Here is an 18,276-nt window from a genome sequence, read left to right on the forward strand (position 1 = left end):
CGGTTCAAATATTCAGAGGATCCAGCTATGAGTAGCGGACGTATCGTTCAAATCATCGGCGCCGTTATCGACGTGGAATTTCCACGCGACAGCGTACCGAGCATCTACAACGCGCTGAAAGTACAAGGCGCGGAAACTACCCTGGAAGTTCAGCAGCAGCTGGGCGACGGCGTAGTTCGTACCATTGCGATGGGTTCCACCGAAGGCTTGAAGCGCGGTCTGGACGTTGTCGACACTGGCGCTGCCATCTCCGTACCGGTCGGTAAAGCGACCCTGGGCCGGATCATGGACGTACTGGGCAACCCGATCGACGAAGCTGGCCCGATTGCCACCGAAGAGCGCTGGGGTATTCACCGCGCAGCACCTTCGTTCGCAGAACAAGCGGGCGGCAACGACCTGCTGGAAACCGGCATCAAGGTTATCGACCTGGTTTGCCCGTTCGCCAAAGGCGGTAAAGTCGGTCTGTTCGGTGGTGCCGGTGTAGGCAAGACCGTAAACATGATGGAACTGATCCGTAACATCGCCATCGAGCACAGCGGTTATTCCGTGTTCGCAGGTGTTGGTGAGCGTACTCGTGAGGGTAACGACTTCTACCACGAGATGAAGGACTCCAACGTTCTGGACAAAGTGGCACTGGTTTACGGTCAGATGAACGAGCCGCCGGGAAACCGTCTGCGCGTAGCCCTGACTGGCCTGACCATGGCCGAGAAATTCCGTGACGAAGGTAACGACGTTCTGCTGTTCGTCGACAACATCTACCGTTACACCCTGGCCGGTACTGAAGTATCCGCACTGCTGGGCCGTATGCCTTCTGCAGTAGGTTACCAGCCGACCCTGGCTGAAGAGATGGGCGTTCTGCAAGAACGTATCACTTCGACCAAGGAAGGTTCGATCACTTCGATCCAAGCGGTATACGTACCTGCGGATGACTTGACCGACCCGTCGCCAGCTACCACCTTCGCCCACTTGGACGCCACCGTCGTTCTGTCCCGTGACATCGCTTCCCTGGGTATCTACCCAGCGGTCGATCCACTCGACTCGACTTCGCGCCAGCTGGACCCGAACGTGATCGGCCAGGAGCACTACGACACCGCTCGCGGCGTTCAGTACGTGCTGCAGCGTTACAAAGAACTGAAGGACATCATTGCGATCCTGGGTATGGACGAGCTGTCGGAAGCCGACAAGCAGTTGGTAAACCGTGCTCGTAAGATCCAGCGTTTCTTGTCGCAGCCGTTCTTCGTGGCTGAAGTCTTCACCGGTGCTTCGGGTAAATACGTTTCCCTGAAAGACACCATTGCTGGCTTCAAAGGCATCCTCAACGGTGACTACGACCACCTGCCAGAACAAGCGTTCTACATGGTCGGCGGCATCGAAGAAGCGATCGAGAAAGCCAAGAAACTGTAATCCTGGCGCCCGGAAACGGGCGCTCATCAGGTTGAGGCAATCAGATGGCTATGACAGTCCATTGCGATATCGTCAGCGCGGAAGGGGAAATTTTCTCCGGTCTGGTCGAGTTTGTAACAGCGCACGGCGACTTGGGTGATCTTGGTATCGCCATGGGTCACGCCCCGCTGATCACAAGCTTGAAGCCAGGTCCGATCACTCTGACCAAGCAAGGCGGGGAACGTGAGGTGTTTTACATCTCCGGTGGTTTCCTCGAGGTTCAGCCGAACATGGTCAAGGTACTTGCCGACACCGTGCAACGTGCTGGCGACCTGGATGAAGCCTCCGCTCAGGAAGCCGTCAAGGCTGCCGAGAAGGCGCTGAACGAAAAAGGCGCAGACTTCGACTACAGCGCTGCTGCAGTCCGTCTGGCCGAGGCCGCAGCCCAGCTGCGTACTCTCCAGCAGATCCGCAAGAAGTAAGCGGCCACGCCGTTTTGCTTGATGCGTGATTGATTAAAAAGGGTAGCCTCGGCTACCCTTTTTCTTTTTTGCAAAACACTTCTTTGGTCTGAACCCGGACCGCCCAGGATTGGTAGCCATTCATGTCTCTTGAAATCGTCATTCTCGCCGCAGGCCAGGGCACTCGTATGCGTTCGGCCCTGCCCAAGGTGCTGCACCCGGTCGCGGGCAATTCCATGCTGGGTCATGTTATCCACAGCGCCCGGCAACTGGACCCACAACGTATTCATGTGGTGATTGGCCACGGTGCCGATGTGGTCCGTGAGCGTCTGGCCGCGGACGACCTGAATTTCGTATTGCAAGACAAGCAACTGGGCACCGGCCACGCGACCGCGCAGGCTGTGCCTTTCATCACCGCGGACACGGTATTGATCCTCTACGGCGATGTACCGCTGATTGAAGTGGAAACCCTGCAACGCCTGCTCAAGCACGTGGTGCCTGGCCAGATGGGCCTGCTCACCGTTGAGCTGGATGACCCTACGGGCTACGGCCGCATTGTGCGCAACGCCGATGGCAAGGTCGCCGCGATCGTCGAGCACAAAGATGCCAGCGAAGCCCAGCGCGCGATTACTGAAGGCAACACCGGCATTCTCGCGGTGCCTGCCAACAAGCTCGCCGATTGGATGAGCCGCCTGTCCAACAACAACGCCCAGGGCGAGTATTACCTCACCGACGTCATCGAGATGGCCGTCAGCGATGGCCTGCTGGTCGCCACCGAGCAGCCCCACCATCCGATGGAAGTGCAGGGCGCCAACGACCGCAAACAACTGGCAGAGCTGGAACGTCACTATCAACTGCGCGAAGGCCTGCGCCTGATGGCCCAGGGTGTGACCCTGCGAGACCCGGCGCGTTTCGATGTACGTGGCGAAGTCACGGTGGGCCGCGACATCCTGATCGATATCAATGTGATCCTCGAAGGCCGCGTGATCATTGAAGACGGTGTGGTGATCGGCCCGAACTGCGTGATCAAGGACAGCACCTTGCGCAAAGGCGTGGTGGTCAAGGCCAACAGCCATATCGACGGTGCGGTGATGGGCGAGGGCAGCGATGCCGGGCCGTTTGCGCGCTTGCGTCCGGGTAGCGAGCTGGGGGCCAAGGCCCATGTGGGGAACTTTGTCGAACTGAAAAACGCTCACCTGGGCGAAGGCGCCAAAGTCGGCCACCTGACTTACCTGGGCGATGCCGTCATCGGCGCCCGCACCAACATCGGCGCCGGCACCATCACCTGCAACTATGACGGTGCCAACAAGTACCAGACCACCATTGGTGAAGACGTGTTCATCGGCTCCAATAACTCGCTGGTTGCTCCGGTGACCATCGGCGATGGTTCCAACACCGCAGCGGGCTCAACCATCAACCAGGATGTGGATAAGTCCCAACTGGCTGTTGCCCGGGCTCGCCAACGCAACATCGACGGCTGGAAACGCCCGGTCAAAATCAAGAAGAGCTGAGTTATCCACAACTCGATAGGTTGAGATTCACTCCTGTGGGAGCTGGCTTGCCTGCGATAGCGGTCTGACATTCATCATGATGTCGCCTGACACGCCGCTATCGCAGGCAAGCCAGCTCCCACAGTTGTTTAGCGGCATGTCCGAAAGCTCTACAAAAATGCCTTCCGCCTCTTGACGATCTTTCACCAATAGGTTTTGATTGCCTTCGTTATCTTTCGAAACGAAACTTATCACTACCATGTCGAAACGAAACACCCCCCAACGACGCCACAATATCCTGACCTTGCTCAACGAACAGGGCGAAGTCAGCGTGGACGAATTGGCCAAACATTTCGAAACTTCGGAAGTGACCATCCGCAAGGACCTTGCTGCCCTCGAAAGTAACGGCTTGCTCCTGCGTCGCTACGGCGGTGCAATCACTATGCCCCAAGAGCTGGTGGGTGACGCTGCCCAGCCCATCTCGGTCTACAAGCGCGCCATCGCCCGTGCGGCCGTGAAGCGTTTGCGTGAACATGCGCGCATCATCATCGACAGCGGCAGCACCACCGCCGCGATGATCCCCGAACTGGGCCATCAGCCGGGCCTGGTGGTGATGACCAACTCCCTGAACGTGGCCCGCGCCTTGAGCGAACTGGAACACGAACCGGTGCTGTTGATGACCGGGGGCACCTGGGACCCGCATTCGGATTCGTTCCAGGGCCAGGTCGCCGAGCAGGTCCTGCGTTCTTACGACTTTGACCAGCTGTTCATCGGTGCCGATGGCATCGATTTACAGCGCGGCACCACCACCTTCAACGAACTGCTGGGCTTGAGCCGCGTCATGGCCGAGGTCGCCCGTGAAGTGGTGGTGATGGTCGAATCCGACAAGATCGGCCGCAAGATTCCCAACCTGGAACTGCCCTGGAGCAGCGTCCATACCCTTATTACCGATGATCGCCTGCCGCTCGAGGCCCGCGACCAGATCCAAGCCCGCGGCATTACGCTGATATGCGCGGCAATCATCTAGGAGAAGCACCATGTGTGGAATTGTTGGCGCAGTCGCCGAACGTAACGTTACTGCCATCCTGATCGAAGGCCTCAAGCGCCTCGAATACCGCGGCTACGATAGCGCCGGTGTGGCCGTCTTCACTAACGCCGGCAAGCTGGAGCGCATGCGCCGCCCGGGCAAGGTCAGCGAGTTGGACCAGGCCCTGGCCGGTGAGCCACTGGTAGGTCGCTTAGGGATCGCCCACACCCGTTGGGCCACCCACGGTGCTCCGTGCGAGCGTAACGCTCACCCGCACTTCTCTGGCGACCTGGCGGTGGTGCACAACGGCATCATCGAAAACCATGAAGTGCTGCGTGAACAACTCAAGGGCCTGGGCTACGTCTTCACCTCGGACACTGACACCGAAGTGATCGCCCACCTGCTCAACCACAAGCTCAAGGACCACAGCGACCTGACCACCGCCCTCAAGGCCACGGTCAAAGAGCTGCACGGCGCCTACGGCCTGGCCGTGATCAGCGCGAGCCAGCCTGACCGCGTCGTGGCCGCCCGCAGCGGTAGCCCATTGGTAATTGGCCTGGGCCTGGGTGAGAACTTCCTTGCGTCCGACCAACTGGCCCTGCGCCAAGTGACCGACCGCTTCATGTACCTGGAAGAAGGCGACATTGCCGACATCCGCCGTGAAAGCGTGCAGATTTGGGACGTGAACGGTCAGTCCGTGGAACGTGAAGCCGTGCAATACCGCGACGGTGCCGAAGCCGCCGACAAGGGCGAGTTCCGCCACTTCATGCTCAAGGAAATCCACGAGCAGCCGTCCGTGGTACAGCGCACCCTGGAAGGTCGCCTGAGCCAGAACCAAGTGTTGGTGAATGCTTTCGGCCCGCAAGCCGCTGAACTGTTCGCCAAAGTGCGCAATGTGCAGATCGTCGCCTGCGGCACCAGCTACCACGCCGGTATGGTGGCGCGTTACTGGTTGGAAGAACTGGCCGGCATCCCATGCCAGGTCGAAGTCGCCAGCGAGTTCCGCTATCGCAAGGTGGTGGTGCAGCCCGACACCCTGTTCGTGACCATTTCCCAGTCCGGCGAAACCGCCGACACCCTGGCCGCCCTGCGCAACGCCAAGGAACTGGGCTTCCTCGGCAGCCTGGCGATCTGCAACGTCAGCATCAGCTCCCTGGTGCGTGAATCCGACCTGACCCTGCTGACCCAGGCCGGTCGTGAAATCGGTGTCGCTTCCACCAAGGCTTTCACCACCCAACTGGTGGGCCTGTTGCTGCTGACCCTGTCACTGGGCCAAGTACGCGGCACCCTCGCCGACGGTGTCGAAGCCACTCTGGTGGAAGAACTGCGCCGCCTGCCGACCCGCCTGGGCGAAGCCTTGGCCATGGACGGCACCGTGGAAAAAGTCGCCGAGCTGTTCGCCGACAAGAACCACACCCTGTTCCTCGGCCGTGGTGCGCAGTACCCGGTTGCGATGGAAGGCTCGCTGAAACTCAAGGAAATCTCGTACATCCACGCCGAAGCCTACCCGGCCGGCGAGCTGAAGCACGGCCCGTTGGCCCTGGTGGATGACGACATGCCAGTGGTCACCGTGGCGCCGAACAACGAACTGCTGGAGAAGCTCAAGTCCAACCTGCAGGAAGTACGCGCCCGTGGCGGCCAACTGATCGTCTTCGCTGACGAGAAGGCGGGAATGACCAATGGTGAAGGCACGCATGTAATCAACATGCCGCACATCCACGACACCCTGTCGCCGATCCTCTACACCATCCCGCTGCAGTTGCTGTCGTACTACGTCGCGGTGCTCAAGGGCACCGACGTTGACCAGCCGCGTAACCTGGCGAAGTCGGTGACGGTGGAGTAAGCCTCACTGGCGTACCCAAAAGGGGCTGTTTTCAACAGCCCCTTTTTTGTGTTTTGAATTCGCTCAATTCAAGGATGCGTATTGATGCAAAACCCTCCTGCTACCGTCCACGCACGTTTGCACAATCGCCGGTTCGTGGTCGCCAACAACGCCCAAGGGTTGTCCGGTACCGGCACCGTGTTTCATTACGAAGTCGAAGGCGGGGTGATTTCGAGCACTTACCAAGGTGGCCGAATTCGCCTGGGAACGCAGGTCGGGCGGGTGACCGGCCCAGATACTATCGAGCTGCTTTATCAGTGCGTCACCCTGGACGGGGAGCTGCTCGCAGGGTGGTCACGAGGCACGGTAGGTGTTGATCACGCCGGGCGCACTACCCTGAGTTTCGTTTGGGGCTGGCTATCGGGTGCGACCGGAGGCGGAGAGTCTAGCTATATGGGGATGTAAGCCGGAACCCCAGAAATTTCCGTCACCCTAGTTGGGTGGGCTCAACACTCGTGTCACCAGCTACCTTCTGGAGAATCGAGCTCGGCCATCCCTCCCTGGACGGGCATCGCTCGACGATGTTCAACGGCTCCCTCACGGGGCCGTCGTTTTGTGGGGGCTATTCCATCCACAAGTCGTCGAGGTTCTTGAAGTTCCAGAGCGTCGGGTCTTCGGGGCCAGTGATACTGTCCTTGCAACTCGTGGCCGCCAGGTCGATGGTCTGCATCGGGATCGGCTCTCTCGAGCGTAGCGAGAAGAACACGCGAACCTTGGGAGTCAGCAGTGATTCCATTCCCGGCTCAACGACAACGGCCAGACGCTGAGAGGACAGGCGAACCAAGGAGCCGACGGGGTAGATGCCCACGGCCTTGACGAAGGCGTGGAAGATGCGTTTGTCGAAATGGCCCTCCCACTTGGCCATCTGCCGCATCGCCGCGGACGGGTCCCACGGCTTTTTGTAGGCTCGCTCCGACGTCACGGCATCATAGACGTCGCAGATTGCGCCCATGCGGGCCAGGAGTGAAATGGCGTCACCGGCCAAGCGATCCGGGTAGCCGGTTCCGTCGATCTTCTCGTGATGGTGCAGGGCAATGTCCACCACCCCGGGCTCGGCCCCGCCTGCGCGCAGCATCTTTGCGCCCTCCACAGGGTGGCGCTTCATGATGGCGAACTCGGCATCGGTGAGCTTGCCTGGTTTGTTAAGCACTTCCAGCGGCATCGCGGCCTTGCCTAGGTCGTGCATCAGTCCGCCGATGCCAGCCAGGCGCGTTTGCTCCTCGTCTAGATCGAGATGCCGGGCCAGCGATAGCATCAGGGCGCAGACGGCAACCGAGTGCAGGTAGGTGTAATCGTCGTGCGTTTTGATGCGTGCGACGCTGATGAGGGCATGAGGTTGGCGCAGCACCGAGGCAGCGATTTCTCCGACCAGCGGCAACGTCGTGCTTGGGTCGACGGCCTTGCCAAGCCGGGCTTCCTGGAACATGTCCATGACTTGGGACTTGGCCGCAAGACAGAGTTTCCGTGCATAACACATTTCGCTCTCCATTGAGGTTGCGCCGTCACTTTTCTTGCTTAGTGGACTAGACGGCAGAGATTGCTCCTCCGACAATTCTCTGGGCTCTGGGCTCTGGGCTCTGGGCTCTGGGCTCTGGGCTCTGGGCTCTGGGCTCTGGGCTCTGGGCTCTCTGGGCTCTCTGGGCTCTCTGGGCTCTCTGGGCTCTCTGGGCTCTCTGGGTCGACTTGGCTTTTGGCCAAGTCGACCCAGACCTCCCCGACGCCACATTCTCGAATGGCAGAGAGATCCTGAGGCTCGGTCAGCAGGAAGCTGCCGCGCCAGAATGGGTGTCGAACCCAAGAGCCGGCGAGCTTGTGGATGTACATGCCGAGACGAAGCTCGGATACGGGAATGCGTTTTACCAACTTATTTTCCTTTCTGAGTTGGGTGGTTAGGCGTGCGCCGAGGCTGGCACCCAGCGGTAGAGCGGAGGTAAGGTCACGCCAAGATTCTTGGATCAGCCGGAACCGCCGAAATTTCCGTCAGCCGATCAACATGGCTTTGTCTCGCGCTCGGTCGATGCGTTCCTGCATCGCCTGCATGACTTCTTCGTGGGTGTACGACTTGGCGTTGGGGTCGTCGGCCTCTCGGAGAGCTTCCTCGACCTCGCGGGTCATCCGCGCATATTCTTCCGGCCACAGCGCTTGCTCCATGCGCAGCGACGCCTGCCCAAGCAGGTGCAGCAGGCCGAACAGCCGCATGTCATTGGTGGCGACGACGTGCTCTCGAATCCGCTCCTGGATCACCTCGCAGGCCCGATGCGCCTCTGGCGTCGCCGTGCCCTCGTAGCCGGCTGGGAGTTCTGCTTCTTCAGCGATTCGCGCCCAAGCGATAGCCAGCGCCTCGATGGTGGACAGGTTCATTTGCTCATCCACTTGCGCAGCAGACGCTTTTTCAGGGAGGCGCGCTCTTGCGGATTGCGTCCCTTGTGGTTGGCAATGCGATCCGCCGTGGCGGCCTGGCGCTTGATGGGCCAGTAGGAGCGGCCATCCTTACCCATCGACCAGACGTTGCTGACCTGGTTTTCCAGTAGAGGCAGATGGGCGCATAGAGCTTCCGGCGACGCGCTGGCCAGCGCGGTGCGCTCGTGGGTTCGCCAGCGCTGATGCCAGAGTTTCTTGTCCTCGCGCTCGCTACGGCAGGTCGTGTGCCCAACGATGGGCGTTTTGCGGCGGCTGCGGCTCATGATGTGGTTGTCTCCAAGAACATTCAGGACAGGCTTTCTGGGTAGAGCGCCGTCAACCGGGACAGGGTTTCTTGCACTTGTTCCAGCGAGGTCATCAGATGATCAACCTGATCCTGAAGATCCACGGCGAGATCAAATAGCTCAGCCACTCGGCTGCGTGATCCCTCGTTGAACGCGGCCATTGCCAGTTGATGCAGCTTCAACAGGTCGGTGCGCAGTTGCGGAGGTGCGCCGTCTGCGCTGTCATTCAAATCGCCGCGCAGCACGTCCACGGCATCGACTGCACGCAGCAGTGCCGTGGTATCGAAATTCTCGGGAGTCAGTTCGTCCCATTCGTCGTCGGTGATGCGGGCTGCCATCAGGAGAGCTCCGATTAAGCGGTTGCGAGCGTTAGATGCCCGATCGGCTCGGCTGCTGGCCGTACCTTGATTTCGATGTCGTAGCCGAGGCGATTCAGACAATCCATCAGCTTGCGTTCGGATAGATTGGTGAAGTCGCCGCGCATCATGCCCGACACCTTCGGTTGCGGGATGCCCATGCGTTTGGCCGCCGCTTGTTGAGTCAGCCCAAGGGCGCGCATGGCCCTCCTGATCTCGACCACCAGGCCGGTCTTGATCTTGAGCTTTTCAGCGTCAGGCAGTCCAAGGTCGGCAAAGACGTTGCCCGAGCTGCGCTGAACCTCGACGCCTTCAATGATTCGTTTTTGCATTTCGTAGCTCCTGTGCCAATACCTCGGCCACCTTCAGCCGAGCGCGGATGATGTCCATGTCGGCCTTTGGCGTGGCGATTCCGCTCTTGCTCTTCTTCTGGAAGCAGTGCAGGACGAACACCGCTTCCGCAAACTTGACCGTGTATACCGCTCGATAGGTGCCGCCGGCATCGTCTTCGACGACCTCCAGCACGCCGGCACCACCGAACCCCTTGAGCACCTTTGCTGCGTCATCCTGATCGCCTATCTGCGCCAACGAGAGCGCGTAACCGAAACGGCGACGCACGTCGGACGGCAACGCCATCAAATCCTTGTGGCTGCTCGCGATCCATTCGAGCGGTTTTTCTTTGTTTGTCATGACGGAATTTTATACCTGTTCAGGTAATGATGTAAACGCGGCAACCTCAAGGAGGTGTCGTAAAACATTTGTTTTGCGACAGGCTGTCAGCCGCCGCTGTGCTTGTCGTTTTCAGAAGACGACCGCACCATCTGACTGGATGTAACGCCTGGTGTGCATACGGCTCCTGACAGCCCAATATCAGGAGTCGTCTGCACCAATCTCGACTATGCTCAATACTCGTGTGCACCAAAGCGAGGTTTGGGCATGACATCAGACACTCCACCGATTGCCGCGCAAGGCGTGGCCACCCTGCCCGACGAGGCATGGGCGCAAGCCCGGCACCGGACGGAAATCATCGGGCCACTGGCAGCGCTTGAGGTGGTCGGGCATGAAGCCGCCGATGAGGCAGCCCAAGCGCTGGGCCTGTCCCGGCGACAGGTATATGTCCTGATCCGTCGCGCCCGGCAGGGTACTGGCCTGGTAACAGACCTGACGCCCGGCCGATCCGGCGGCGGCAAAGGCAAGGGGCGCTTGCCGGAACCGGTCGAGCGCATCATCCGCGAGCTGCTGCAAAAGCGCTTCCTGACCAAGCAGAAACGCAGCCTGGCGGCGTTCCACCGCGAAGTCGCGCAGGCGTGCAAAACCCAGAAGCTGCCGGTGCCGGCGCGCAACACCGTGGCCCAGCGGATTGCCGGACTACACCCGGCGAAAATAGCCCGCAGCCGGGGCGGGCAGGACGCTGCCCGTCCCTTGCAAGGCGCGGGTGGCATTCCGCCCGAAGTCACCATGCCGCTGGAACAGGTGCAGATCGACCACACCGTCATCGACCTGATCGTGGTCGACGAGCGCGACCGGCAACCGATTGGCCGCCCATATTTGACCCTCGCCATCGACGTGTTCACGCGCTGCGTACTCGGCATGGTGGTCACGCTGGAAGCGCCGTCCGCCGTCTCGGTCGGCCTATGCCTCGCGCATGCCGCCTGCGACAAGCGGCCCTGGCTGGAAGGGCTGAATGTGGAAATGGACTGGCCGATGAGCGGCAAGCCCAGGCTGCTCTATCTGGACAACGCGGCCGAGTTCAAAAGCGAAGCGCTGCGCCGTGGCTGCGAACAGCATGGCATCCGGCTGGACTATCGCCCACCAGGCCAGCCGCACTACGGCGGCATCGTGGAACGGATCATCGGCACGGCGATGCAGATGATCCACGACGAATTACCGGGGACGACCTTCTCCAATCCCGGCCAGCGCGGCGAGTACGATTCCGAGAAGATGGCCACCCTGACGCTGCGCGAGCTGGAGCGCTGGCTCGCGTTGGCGGTAGGCACCTATCACGGCTCCGTGCACAACGGCCTGCTCCAGCCGCCGGCCGCGCGCTGGGCCGAGGCCGTGGAGCGCGTTGGCGTCCCGGCCGTCGTTACCCGCCCCACCGCGTTTTTGGTCGATTTCCTGCCGGTGATCCGCCGCACCCTGACCCGCACCGGCTTTGTCATCGACCACATCCACTACTACGCCGACGCCCTCAAGCCGTGGATTGCCCGGCGCGAGCGCTTGCCCGCCTTCCTGATCCGGCGCGATCCGCGCGACATCAGCCGCATCTGGGTACTGGAACCGGAAGGTCAGCACTATCTGGAGATCCACTACCGCACCTTGTCCCATCCGGCCGTCACCCTCTGGGAACAACGCCAGGCGCTGGCCAAATTGCGTCAGCTCGGGCGCGAGCAGGTGGACGAGTCGGCGCTGTTCCGCATGATCGGGCAGATGCGCGAGATCGTGACCACCGCCCAGAAGGCCACGCGCAAGGCGCGGCGCGACGCTGATCGCCGCCAGCACCTCAAGACGTCGGAGCCACCGGCCAAGCCCATACCGCCGGATGTGGACATGGCTGACCCGCAGGCAGACAACCTGCCGCCGGCCAAACCGTTCGATCAGATCGAGGAGTGGTAGCCGTGGACGAATATCCCGTCATTGACCTGTCCCACCTGCTGCCAGCGGCACAGGGTTTGGCCAGGCTGCCGGCAGACGAGCGCATCCAGCGCATTCGCGCCGACCGCTGGATCGGCTACCCGCGCGCGGTCGAGGCGCTGAACCGGCTGGAAACTCTGTATGCGTGGCCGAACAAGCAACGCATGCCAAACCTGCTGCTGGTCGGCCCCACCAACAACGGCAAGTCGATGATCGTCGAGAAATTCCGGCGGGCGCACCCGGTCGGCACCGACGCTGACCAAGAACATATCCCGGTGCTGGTCGTGCAGATGCCGTCAGAGCCATCGGTGATCCGCTTCTATGTCGCGCTGCTGGCTGCGATGGGCGCGCCGCTGCGCCCGCGCCCACGGCTGCCGGAAATGGAGCAACTGGCGCTGGCCCTGCTGCGCAAGGTCGGCGTGCGCATGCTGGTGATCGACGAACTGCACAATGTACTGGCTGGCAACAGCGTTAACCGGCGCGAGTTCCTCAACCTGCTGCGCTTCCTCGGCAACGAGCTGCGTATCCCCCTGGTCGGGGTCGGCACGCGCGAGGCGTACCTGGCCATCCGTTCGGACGATCAGTTGGAAAACCGCTTCGAGCCGATGCTGCTGCCGCCGTGGGAGGCCAATGAGGACTGCTGCTCGCTGCTGGCCAGCTTCGCGGCGTCACTCCCGCTACGGCGGCCATCCCCGATTGCCACGCTGGACATGGCCCGCTACCTGCTCACCCGGAGCGAAGGCACCATCGGCGAGCTTGCACATCTGCTGGTGGCGGCGGCCGTCGCCGCCGTGGAGAGTGGCGAGGAAGCGATCAACCACCGCACGCTCAGCATGGCCGACTACATCGGCCCCAGTGAGCGGCGGCGACAGTTCGAGCGGGAACTGATGTGAAGTCCGCGCCGCGCTGGCCGCTGCATCCGGCACCCAAGGAAGGCGAAGCCCTGTCCTCATGGCTCAACCGGGTCGCCGCCTGCTACCAGATGGACGTGCACGAGCTGCTGGCCCACGATCTTGGTCACAGCCAACTTGATGACCTGGATACCGCACCATCCTTGTCGTTGCTGACGGCGCTCTGCCAGCGCAGTGGCGTCGAGCTGGAGCGGTTGCGCAGCATGAGTCTTGCAGGCTGGGTGCCGTGGCTGCTCGACAGTCTCGACGATTCGGTACCAGCAGCCTTGGAAACCTATACATTCCAATGCGCGGTGCTCCTGCCCAAGCGCACCCGCAAGGTGCGGTCCATCACTCGCTGGCGTGCCTGGCTACCGAGCCAGACGATTCGCCGGGCGTGTCCGCAGTGTCTGAACGATCCAACGAATCAAGCTGTGCTACTCGTCTGGCAGCTCCCCTTGATGCTGAGCTGCCCGCAGCATGGCTGCTGGCTGGAGTCCTACTGGGGCATGCACGGCCGGTATCTTCAGTGGGAAATCGCCGATGCTGCGCCGCGCCCTGCCGATGACGCAATCGCCTGCATGGACCGGCGCACCTGGCAGGCGCTGACGACGGGTTTTGTGGAGCTGCCGCGTCGGCGTGTCCACGCCGGCTTGTGGTTCCGGCTGCTGCGCACCCTGCTTGATGAGCTGAACACGCCGCTCTCGCACTGCGGCAGTTGCTCGGCGAGCATCCGCCATGTCTGGGAGCGCTGCGGCCATCCGCTGCGCGCCGGGCAGAGTCTGTGGCGTCCCTACGAGATTCTGGCCCCGGCGGTGCAGTGGCAGATGCTGGAGGCGGCGGCCACCGCCATCACGCTGATCGAGTCAAAGGCGCTGATCCCGCGCGGGGAACAGGCCGCGCTGTTTCAGACGGAGCCGCACACTGGTTTCACCAACGGCCTGCCGGCGAAGGTGCCGAAGCCGGAACCCATCAACCACTGGCAACGAGCAGCCCAGGCCATCGATGAGGCCATCATTGAAGCGCGACACAACCCGGAGACGGCCCGCTTGCTGTTCACACTGGCGTCCTACGGGCGACGCGACCCCGAATCCCTGGAACGTTTGCGCGCCACGTTCACCAAGGAGGGCATCCCGCCGGAGTTTTTGTCACATTACGAGCCTGAATGGCCGTTTGCAGGTCTTAGACTAAATGACGGGTTAAGTGACAGTTTTTGACGGCGAGAACTTTCTGGCTCACACTGTCACATAATCGAACGTATTTGTGACAATGGGGGCGGTATGCTGATCGGCTACATGCGGGTATCGAAGGCAGACGGCTCCCAGACAATTACTCTGCAACAAGATGCTTTGATTGCTGCCGGAGTGGCAGCTGCACATCTGTATGAGGACATGGCTTCGGGACGGAAAGATGATCGGCCCGGATTGGCCGCGTGTCTGAAGGCCCTGCGTGAAGGCGATACCTTGGTGGTTTGGAAGCTCGATCGACTAGGGCGTAACCTTCGCCACTTAATTAACACTGTCCACGACCTTACCGCGCGTAGCGTAGGACTGAAGGTGCTTACCGGCCACGGTGCGGCCATCGACACTACTACTGCGGCGGGAAAGCTGGTGTTCGGGATTTTCGCGGCACTGGCAGAGTTCGAGCGGGAGTTGATTTCTGAGCGGACGGTCGCCGGGCTCGTCTCGGCGCGTGCTCGCGGCAGGAAAGGGGGGCGCCCGTTCAAGATGACCGCTGCCAAACTACGCCTAGCGATGGCGGCCATGGGACAGCCGGAAACCAAGGTGTCGGATTTGTGTGAAGAGCTGGATATTACCCGTCAGACGCTCTATCGACATGTCTCGCCCAAGGGCGAGCTGCGGCGTGACGGAGCGAAACTACTGGAGAGAGCCCAATGAGTTGCTCAGAATCCTGATTCTCAAGAGTATGACGCCCGATCAGAACGGGGTAGTTCATCTTGCCTTGATTCTTCAAGGAGAACTGCTCGTTATAGATCTGGTCTCCAATGCAAATAGTCATCTGCACCACCGGTTGGTGCTCGGCGCCACCGGCACCCCGGACTTTTAAATTACGCTCAACCTTATGCTCGAACGGACAAGTTGTTTTACCTTCTGTCCATTATGGTTCACCCTCAGTCACGCAAGCGGCTGAACACATAGCCGTGATCTTTTTGTGAGGTATGGCAGGCAAAGCAGGCGGTTGTCGCGTTGGTCCTCACGACGCGATTGCCGTCGATGTTTAATCGAAATGCGACCTCTTGCTGGCGGGGAGGCCCGACCATAGCTCCTCGATGTTCTTGAAACCCCAGTCGCTAGCCGACTCGCGGCCGACGATCTTGTCACGACCGGCCAGTTTGCTAAGATCAACCAGTTCCTGGGCAATGGGCATTTTCGTGCGGGTCGAGAAGAACACCTTGACCATGGGTGTCAGCAGTGAACTCTTGTGCTGCTCCATGATGACGCCGAGACGCCCACTTTCTAAGCGCACCAAGGCGCCAACCGGGTAGATGCCCACCGACTTGACGAAGGCCTGGAACACCTGGTCGTCGAAGTGTCCCTTCCATTCAGCCATCTTGCGAATCGCTATGGCGGGATCCCAGCCCCTCTTGTAGGGGCGCTCCGACGTGATCGCGTCATACACGTCACACACCGCGCCCATGCGCGCGAACAGACTGATTTGCTCACCGACCAGGCGATAGGGGTAGCCGGAGCCATCGACCTTCTCATGATGGTGCAGGCAAACGTCGAGCGTGAGCGCGCTGACCTGGCGGCTTTTCAGCAACATCCTGCCGCCCGCTCTGGGATGGCTGCGCATGATGCTGAACTCGGCGTCGGTCAGTTTGTCAGGCTTATTGAGGATCGCATCCGGTATGGACACCTTGCCGATGTCGTGCAGGAGGCCGGCCAAGCCTGCCTCCCGGACTTGGTCGGCTGACAGGCCAAGCTGGCGGGCCAGGGCAATCATCAATGCACACACCGCCACAGAGTGCATGTAGGTGTATTCGGCGGAAGTCTTCAGACGTGCCAGGCTGATTAAGGCATTGGGGTGACGCAGTACCGAGTCGGAAACTTCCTCCACCAGCGCCGCGACGTGCTCCAAGTTGATAGCTTGGCCCATGCGCGCCTCGTTGAACATCTCGACAATGGCGACTTTGGAGCGGGCGCAGAGCTTGAGGGCACGTGACAGCTCTTCAGTCATCCCGGCTAGAGGCGGCAGCGCCGTGTTGTCCACGGCTAGCAATCGGGCTTCGGTTTCAACCTCAACTTCTTCGAGCGTATTGCTTGCCTGGCCTTGGGCAGTGTCCTGCCCCTTGCTGGTGTCGATCCATAGCGTCGTCACATTGGATTTGAGGATGCGCTGTCGATCGTGCTCGCTATGGAGCAACCAACGCGCTCTCCAGAAAGGGTGGTCCATCCATGAACCACAAAGCTCATGGATGTACATGCCGAGGCGGACCTCGGTAACCGCGATACGTTTCAGCACGATGAAGATCTCCCCATAGGATTTGACCACACGTCTGTTATGCGCAGTGCCGATGATCCGGCTGTTCGTGAGTTCTACCGGGTATGACCATGCTCCTTGGCCAGCATACTCACCGCCTGCACCGCATTGCTGGCACCGTCGCTAATTTGCTGGATCACCGCGCCCGCCTGATCCGCCAGGTCGACGCCTTTAGTGGCCCGGTCACGGGTGCCTTCCATGCTCTTGATGGCTAGCTGTGTTTCGTTCTGGATCATGCCAATCATCCCGGAAATCTCCGCCGTCGAGCCACTGGTGCGTGCGGCCAACTGACGGACTTCATCGGCCACCACCGCAAAGCCGCGACCTTGTTCACCCGCTCGAGCGGCTTCGATAGCAGCGTTCAAAGCCAACAGGTTGGTCTGATCGGCAATTCCGCGGATGGTGTTGACGATGGTGGTGATCTGCTCGGAGCGTTCGCCAAGTTTGGTGATGAGGGCTGACGAACCTTCGATATTCGAGGCAATCTCCCGCATTTCACTCGCTGCTTGTTGGATCACCGTGGAGCCATGTTCAGCCGCTTGGCGTGTCTCGACCGAGATGTGATACGCCTCGCTAGCGCTCTGAGCGTCCTGCGCATGCTTCTCCATCTTGGCGGTGATGTCTGTAGCAAACTTCACCACTTTGCATAACCGTCCGCTAGCGTCATACACCGGGTTGTAGTTAGCTTCCAGCCACAAGGTTTGCCCGCGCTTGCCTACCCGTTCGAATTGCCCACTGAAAAACTCGCCCTGATTCAGGCGTCGCCAGAAGTCCTGGTACTCGCTGCCGTTGGCCAGTGCTGGACGGCAGAACAGTTTGTGATGTTTGCCCTTGAGTTCGGCCAGACTGTAACCGACCACATCCAAGAAGTTCTGGTTGGCGTCAATAATGCTGCCGTCCAGATTGAACTCGATGATGGCCATGGACCGGTCTATGGCCTGCAACTTATTTTTGGCTTCACTCTCCTGTTGTACCCACAAGGTGACGTCAAGGGCATACTTAACCACCTTCACCACGTTACCAAGCTCGTCCTTGACCGGGTTATAGCTGGCTTCCAGCCAGATCGTCTGGCCATTGCCGGCAATTCGCTCGAAGGTGCCCGACTCGAACTGGCCGGCGTTGAGACGGGACCATAATTGTGAGTACTCGCCACTGCGGGCATAGGCAGGCGTGCAGAATTGGCGGTGCGGCTGGCCGAGCACTTGCTCCAGGCGATAGCCCATGGTCTTTAAAAAGTTGTCGTTGGCCCGGAGGACGATGCCATTGAGGTCGAATTCGACTACCGCCATGGAGCGGTTGATGGCTTCGAGCAGACTGGCTTGCTGGGCGATGGTTTGTTGCAGGGCGCTGATATTTTTTTTATTAGAATTGAATAGCACGATGGCAATAGCTCTGAAGTGGAAACCGATGAAAGTCCGTCCATAGTGATCGCGCTTGCCAACCAAAAAACCTTGCTCATCGGTGTAAGCGGCTCAATGTCTCCGTCCATGGTTACCGTTGCAAGATGCTGAATGTTGGAAGTTTATGCAACGACTATTAGTGTCTATTTGCTACCACTCGTGTCCTGCAAGACGCTATTAGCATGAAATGTCCATCTGGCGGCATGCCATAGCTGTCAGTACCCCAGATTGACTAGCGTCAGGTTACTCATTTTCCTGACACACCTTTGCCTACAAATTTGCGAGTGGTGGGGTGGGGCTCGGATGTACATGACCTATAGAGATCCTCTCGTGCCAGCCCATGAGTCCGCAACAGCGAGGGCTTCCTCAGTAGTGCAATCGACTTCTGACCTTAGGTGCAATCGACTTCTGAAAATGACAGCTACCTGTGCAACACCCCCTCAAAAATGTACGGAAAACTCTATCGCTATTCACTATTATGCGGAAACCTGTTTTTGATGGTTATCCGCCTATGTTGGTTGGCTACATGCGCGTGTCGTCGGACTCC

17 protein-coding genes and 2 pseudogenes are annotated in these 18,276 nt (G+C 60.2%); 10 read left to right on the top strand and 9 right to left on the bottom strand.

Annotated elements, in window-relative coordinates:
• Positions 1-27 precede the first annotated feature (27 nt).
• The 6 genes from atpD to JMV15_RS23330 all read left to right on the top strand — a co-directional run bounded on the left by atpD (position 28) and on the right by JMV15_RS23330 (position 6,648).
• A complete protein-coding gene (gene atpD, locus JMV15_RS23305; RefSeq protein ID WP_003195827.1) occupies positions 28-1,404 on the top strand; it encodes a F0F1 ATP synthase subunit beta in 1,377 nt (458 codons plus the stop codon).
• Between the two features lie 44 nt (positions 1,405-1,448).
• Positions 1,449-1,865, top strand: coding sequence for a F0F1 ATP synthase subunit epsilon (locus JMV15_RS23310; protein WP_003195825.1), 417 nt, complete (start codon positions 1,449-1,451; stop codon positions 1,863-1,865).
• 122 nt (positions 1,866-1,987) lie between these two features.
• A complete protein-coding gene (glmU, locus tag JMV15_RS23315; protein ID WP_014720587.1) occupies positions 1,988-3,355 on the top strand; it encodes a bifunctional UDP-N-acetylglucosamine diphosphorylase/glucosamine-1-phosphate N-acetyltransferase GlmU in 1,368 nt (455 codons plus the stop codon).
• A 238-nt stretch (positions 3,356-3,593) separates the two neighbouring features.
• Positions 3,594-4,361, top strand: a complete 768-nt coding sequence (locus JMV15_RS23320) for a DeoR/GlpR family DNA-binding transcription regulator (RefSeq protein WP_014720586.1) — start codon at positions 3,594-3,596, stop codon at positions 4,359-4,361.
• A 10-nt stretch (positions 4,362-4,371) separates the two neighbouring features.
• On the top strand, positions 4,372-6,204 hold the full coding sequence (gene glmS / locus JMV15_RS23325) for a glutamine--fructose-6-phosphate transaminase (isomerizing) (RefSeq protein WP_014720585.1): 1,833 nt from the start codon (positions 4,372-4,374) through the stop codon (positions 6,202-6,204).
• An 84-nt stretch (positions 6,205-6,288) separates the two neighbouring features.
• Positions 6,289-6,648 (top strand): hypothetical protein, encoded by a 360-nt coding sequence (locus tag JMV15_RS23330; RefSeq protein WP_201491930.1) that lies wholly within the window; start codon positions 6,289-6,291, stop codon positions 6,646-6,648.
• A 157-nt stretch (positions 6,649-6,805) separates the two neighbouring features.
• On the opposite strand, the pseudogene JMV15_RS23335 reads toward JMV15_RS23330, so the two are convergent.
• The 6 genes and pseudogenes from JMV15_RS23335 to JMV15_RS23365 form a co-directional block, all read right to left on the bottom strand.
• A pseudogene (locus JMV15_RS23335) lies at positions 6,806-8,067 on the bottom strand (HD-GYP domain-containing protein).
• 156 nt (positions 8,068-8,223) lie between these two features.
• Positions 8,224-8,604, bottom strand: a complete 381-nt coding sequence (locus JMV15_RS23345) for a hypothetical protein (protein WP_001054412.1) — start codon at positions 8,602-8,604, stop codon at positions 8,224-8,226.
• Positions 8,601-8,927, bottom strand: coding sequence for a hypothetical protein (locus tag JMV15_RS23350; protein ID WP_000091614.1), 327 nt, complete (start codon positions 8,925-8,927; stop codon positions 8,601-8,603). The genes JMV15_RS23345 and JMV15_RS23350 overlap by 4 nt, the downstream gene beginning before the upstream one ends.
• 23 nt (positions 8,928-8,950) lie before the next feature.
• Complete coding sequence (locus JMV15_RS23355; protein WP_000741275.1) at positions 8,951-9,286, bottom strand: hypothetical protein; 336 nt, start codon at positions 9,284-9,286, stop codon at positions 8,951-8,953.
• 14 nt (positions 9,287-9,300) lie between these two features.
• Entirely contained in the window at positions 9,301-9,636 is a 336-nt protein-coding gene (locus JMV15_RS23360; protein ID WP_001172026.1) for a helix-turn-helix domain-containing protein, read from the bottom strand.
• Complete coding sequence (locus tag JMV15_RS23365; protein WP_003151133.1) at positions 9,617-9,994, bottom strand: type II toxin-antitoxin system RelE/ParE family toxin; 378 nt, start codon at positions 9,992-9,994, stop codon at positions 9,617-9,619. Before JMV15_RS23365 ends, JMV15_RS23360 begins: the two co-directional genes overlap by 20 nt.
• 246 nt (positions 9,995-10,240) lie before the next feature.
• On the opposite strand from JMV15_RS23365, the gene JMV15_RS23370 reads away from it, so the two are divergent.
• The 4 genes from JMV15_RS23370 to JMV15_RS23385 all read left to right on the top strand — a co-directional run bounded on the left by JMV15_RS23370 (position 10,241) and on the right by JMV15_RS23385 (position 14,726).
• The gene (locus JMV15_RS23370) at positions 10,241-11,920 is read left to right on the top strand and encodes a Mu transposase C-terminal domain-containing protein (protein WP_003465068.1); all 1,680 of its coding nucleotides are present in this window, start codon (positions 10,241-10,243) and stop codon (positions 11,918-11,920) included.
• A 2-nt stretch (positions 11,921-11,922) separates the two neighbouring features.
• Positions 11,923-12,831: a TniB family NTP-binding protein gene (locus JMV15_RS23375; protein ID WP_003465065.1), complete on the top strand. Its 909-nt coding sequence runs from the start codon at positions 11,923-11,925 to the stop codon at positions 12,829-12,831.
• Positions 12,828-14,045: a TniQ family protein gene (locus tag JMV15_RS23380; protein WP_054471483.1), complete on the top strand. Its 1,218-nt coding sequence runs from the start codon at positions 12,828-12,830 to the stop codon at positions 14,043-14,045. Before JMV15_RS23375 ends, JMV15_RS23380 begins: the two co-directional genes overlap by 4 nt.
• A 63-nt stretch (positions 14,046-14,108) precedes the next feature.
• Positions 14,109-14,726, top strand: a complete 618-nt coding sequence (locus JMV15_RS23385) for a recombinase family protein (RefSeq protein WP_049277571.1) — start codon at positions 14,109-14,111, stop codon at positions 14,724-14,726.
• Here the strand turns inward: JMV15_RS23385 and JMV15_RS23390 are convergent.
• The 3 genes and pseudogenes from JMV15_RS23390 to JMV15_RS23400 all read right to left on the bottom strand — a co-directional run.
• Positions 14,641-14,916 (bottom strand): annotated as a pseudogene (locus JMV15_RS23390) (putative ATP-dependent zinc protease); the annotation flags it as partial. The gene JMV15_RS23385 and the pseudogene JMV15_RS23390 sit on opposite strands and share 86 nt — an antisense overlap.
• Positions 14,917-15,066: 150 nt before the next feature.
• The gene (locus JMV15_RS23395; protein ID WP_049277576.1) at positions 15,067-16,311 is read right to left on the bottom strand and encodes an HD-GYP domain-containing protein; all 1,245 of its coding nucleotides are present in this window, start codon (positions 16,309-16,311) and stop codon (positions 15,067-15,069) included.
• Positions 16,312-16,385: 74 nt separating this feature from the next.
• Entirely contained in the window at positions 16,386-17,708 is a 1,323-nt protein-coding gene (locus tag JMV15_RS23400) for a methyl-accepting chemotaxis protein (protein WP_049277574.1), read from the bottom strand.
• Between the last annotated feature and the right edge of the window lie 568 nt (positions 17,709-18,276).

This window comes from Pseudomonas paracarnis, assembly GCF_904063055.1.
Lineage (GTDB): Bacteria > Pseudomonadota > Gammaproteobacteria > Pseudomonadales > Pseudomonadaceae > Aquipseudomonas > Aquipseudomonas paracarnis.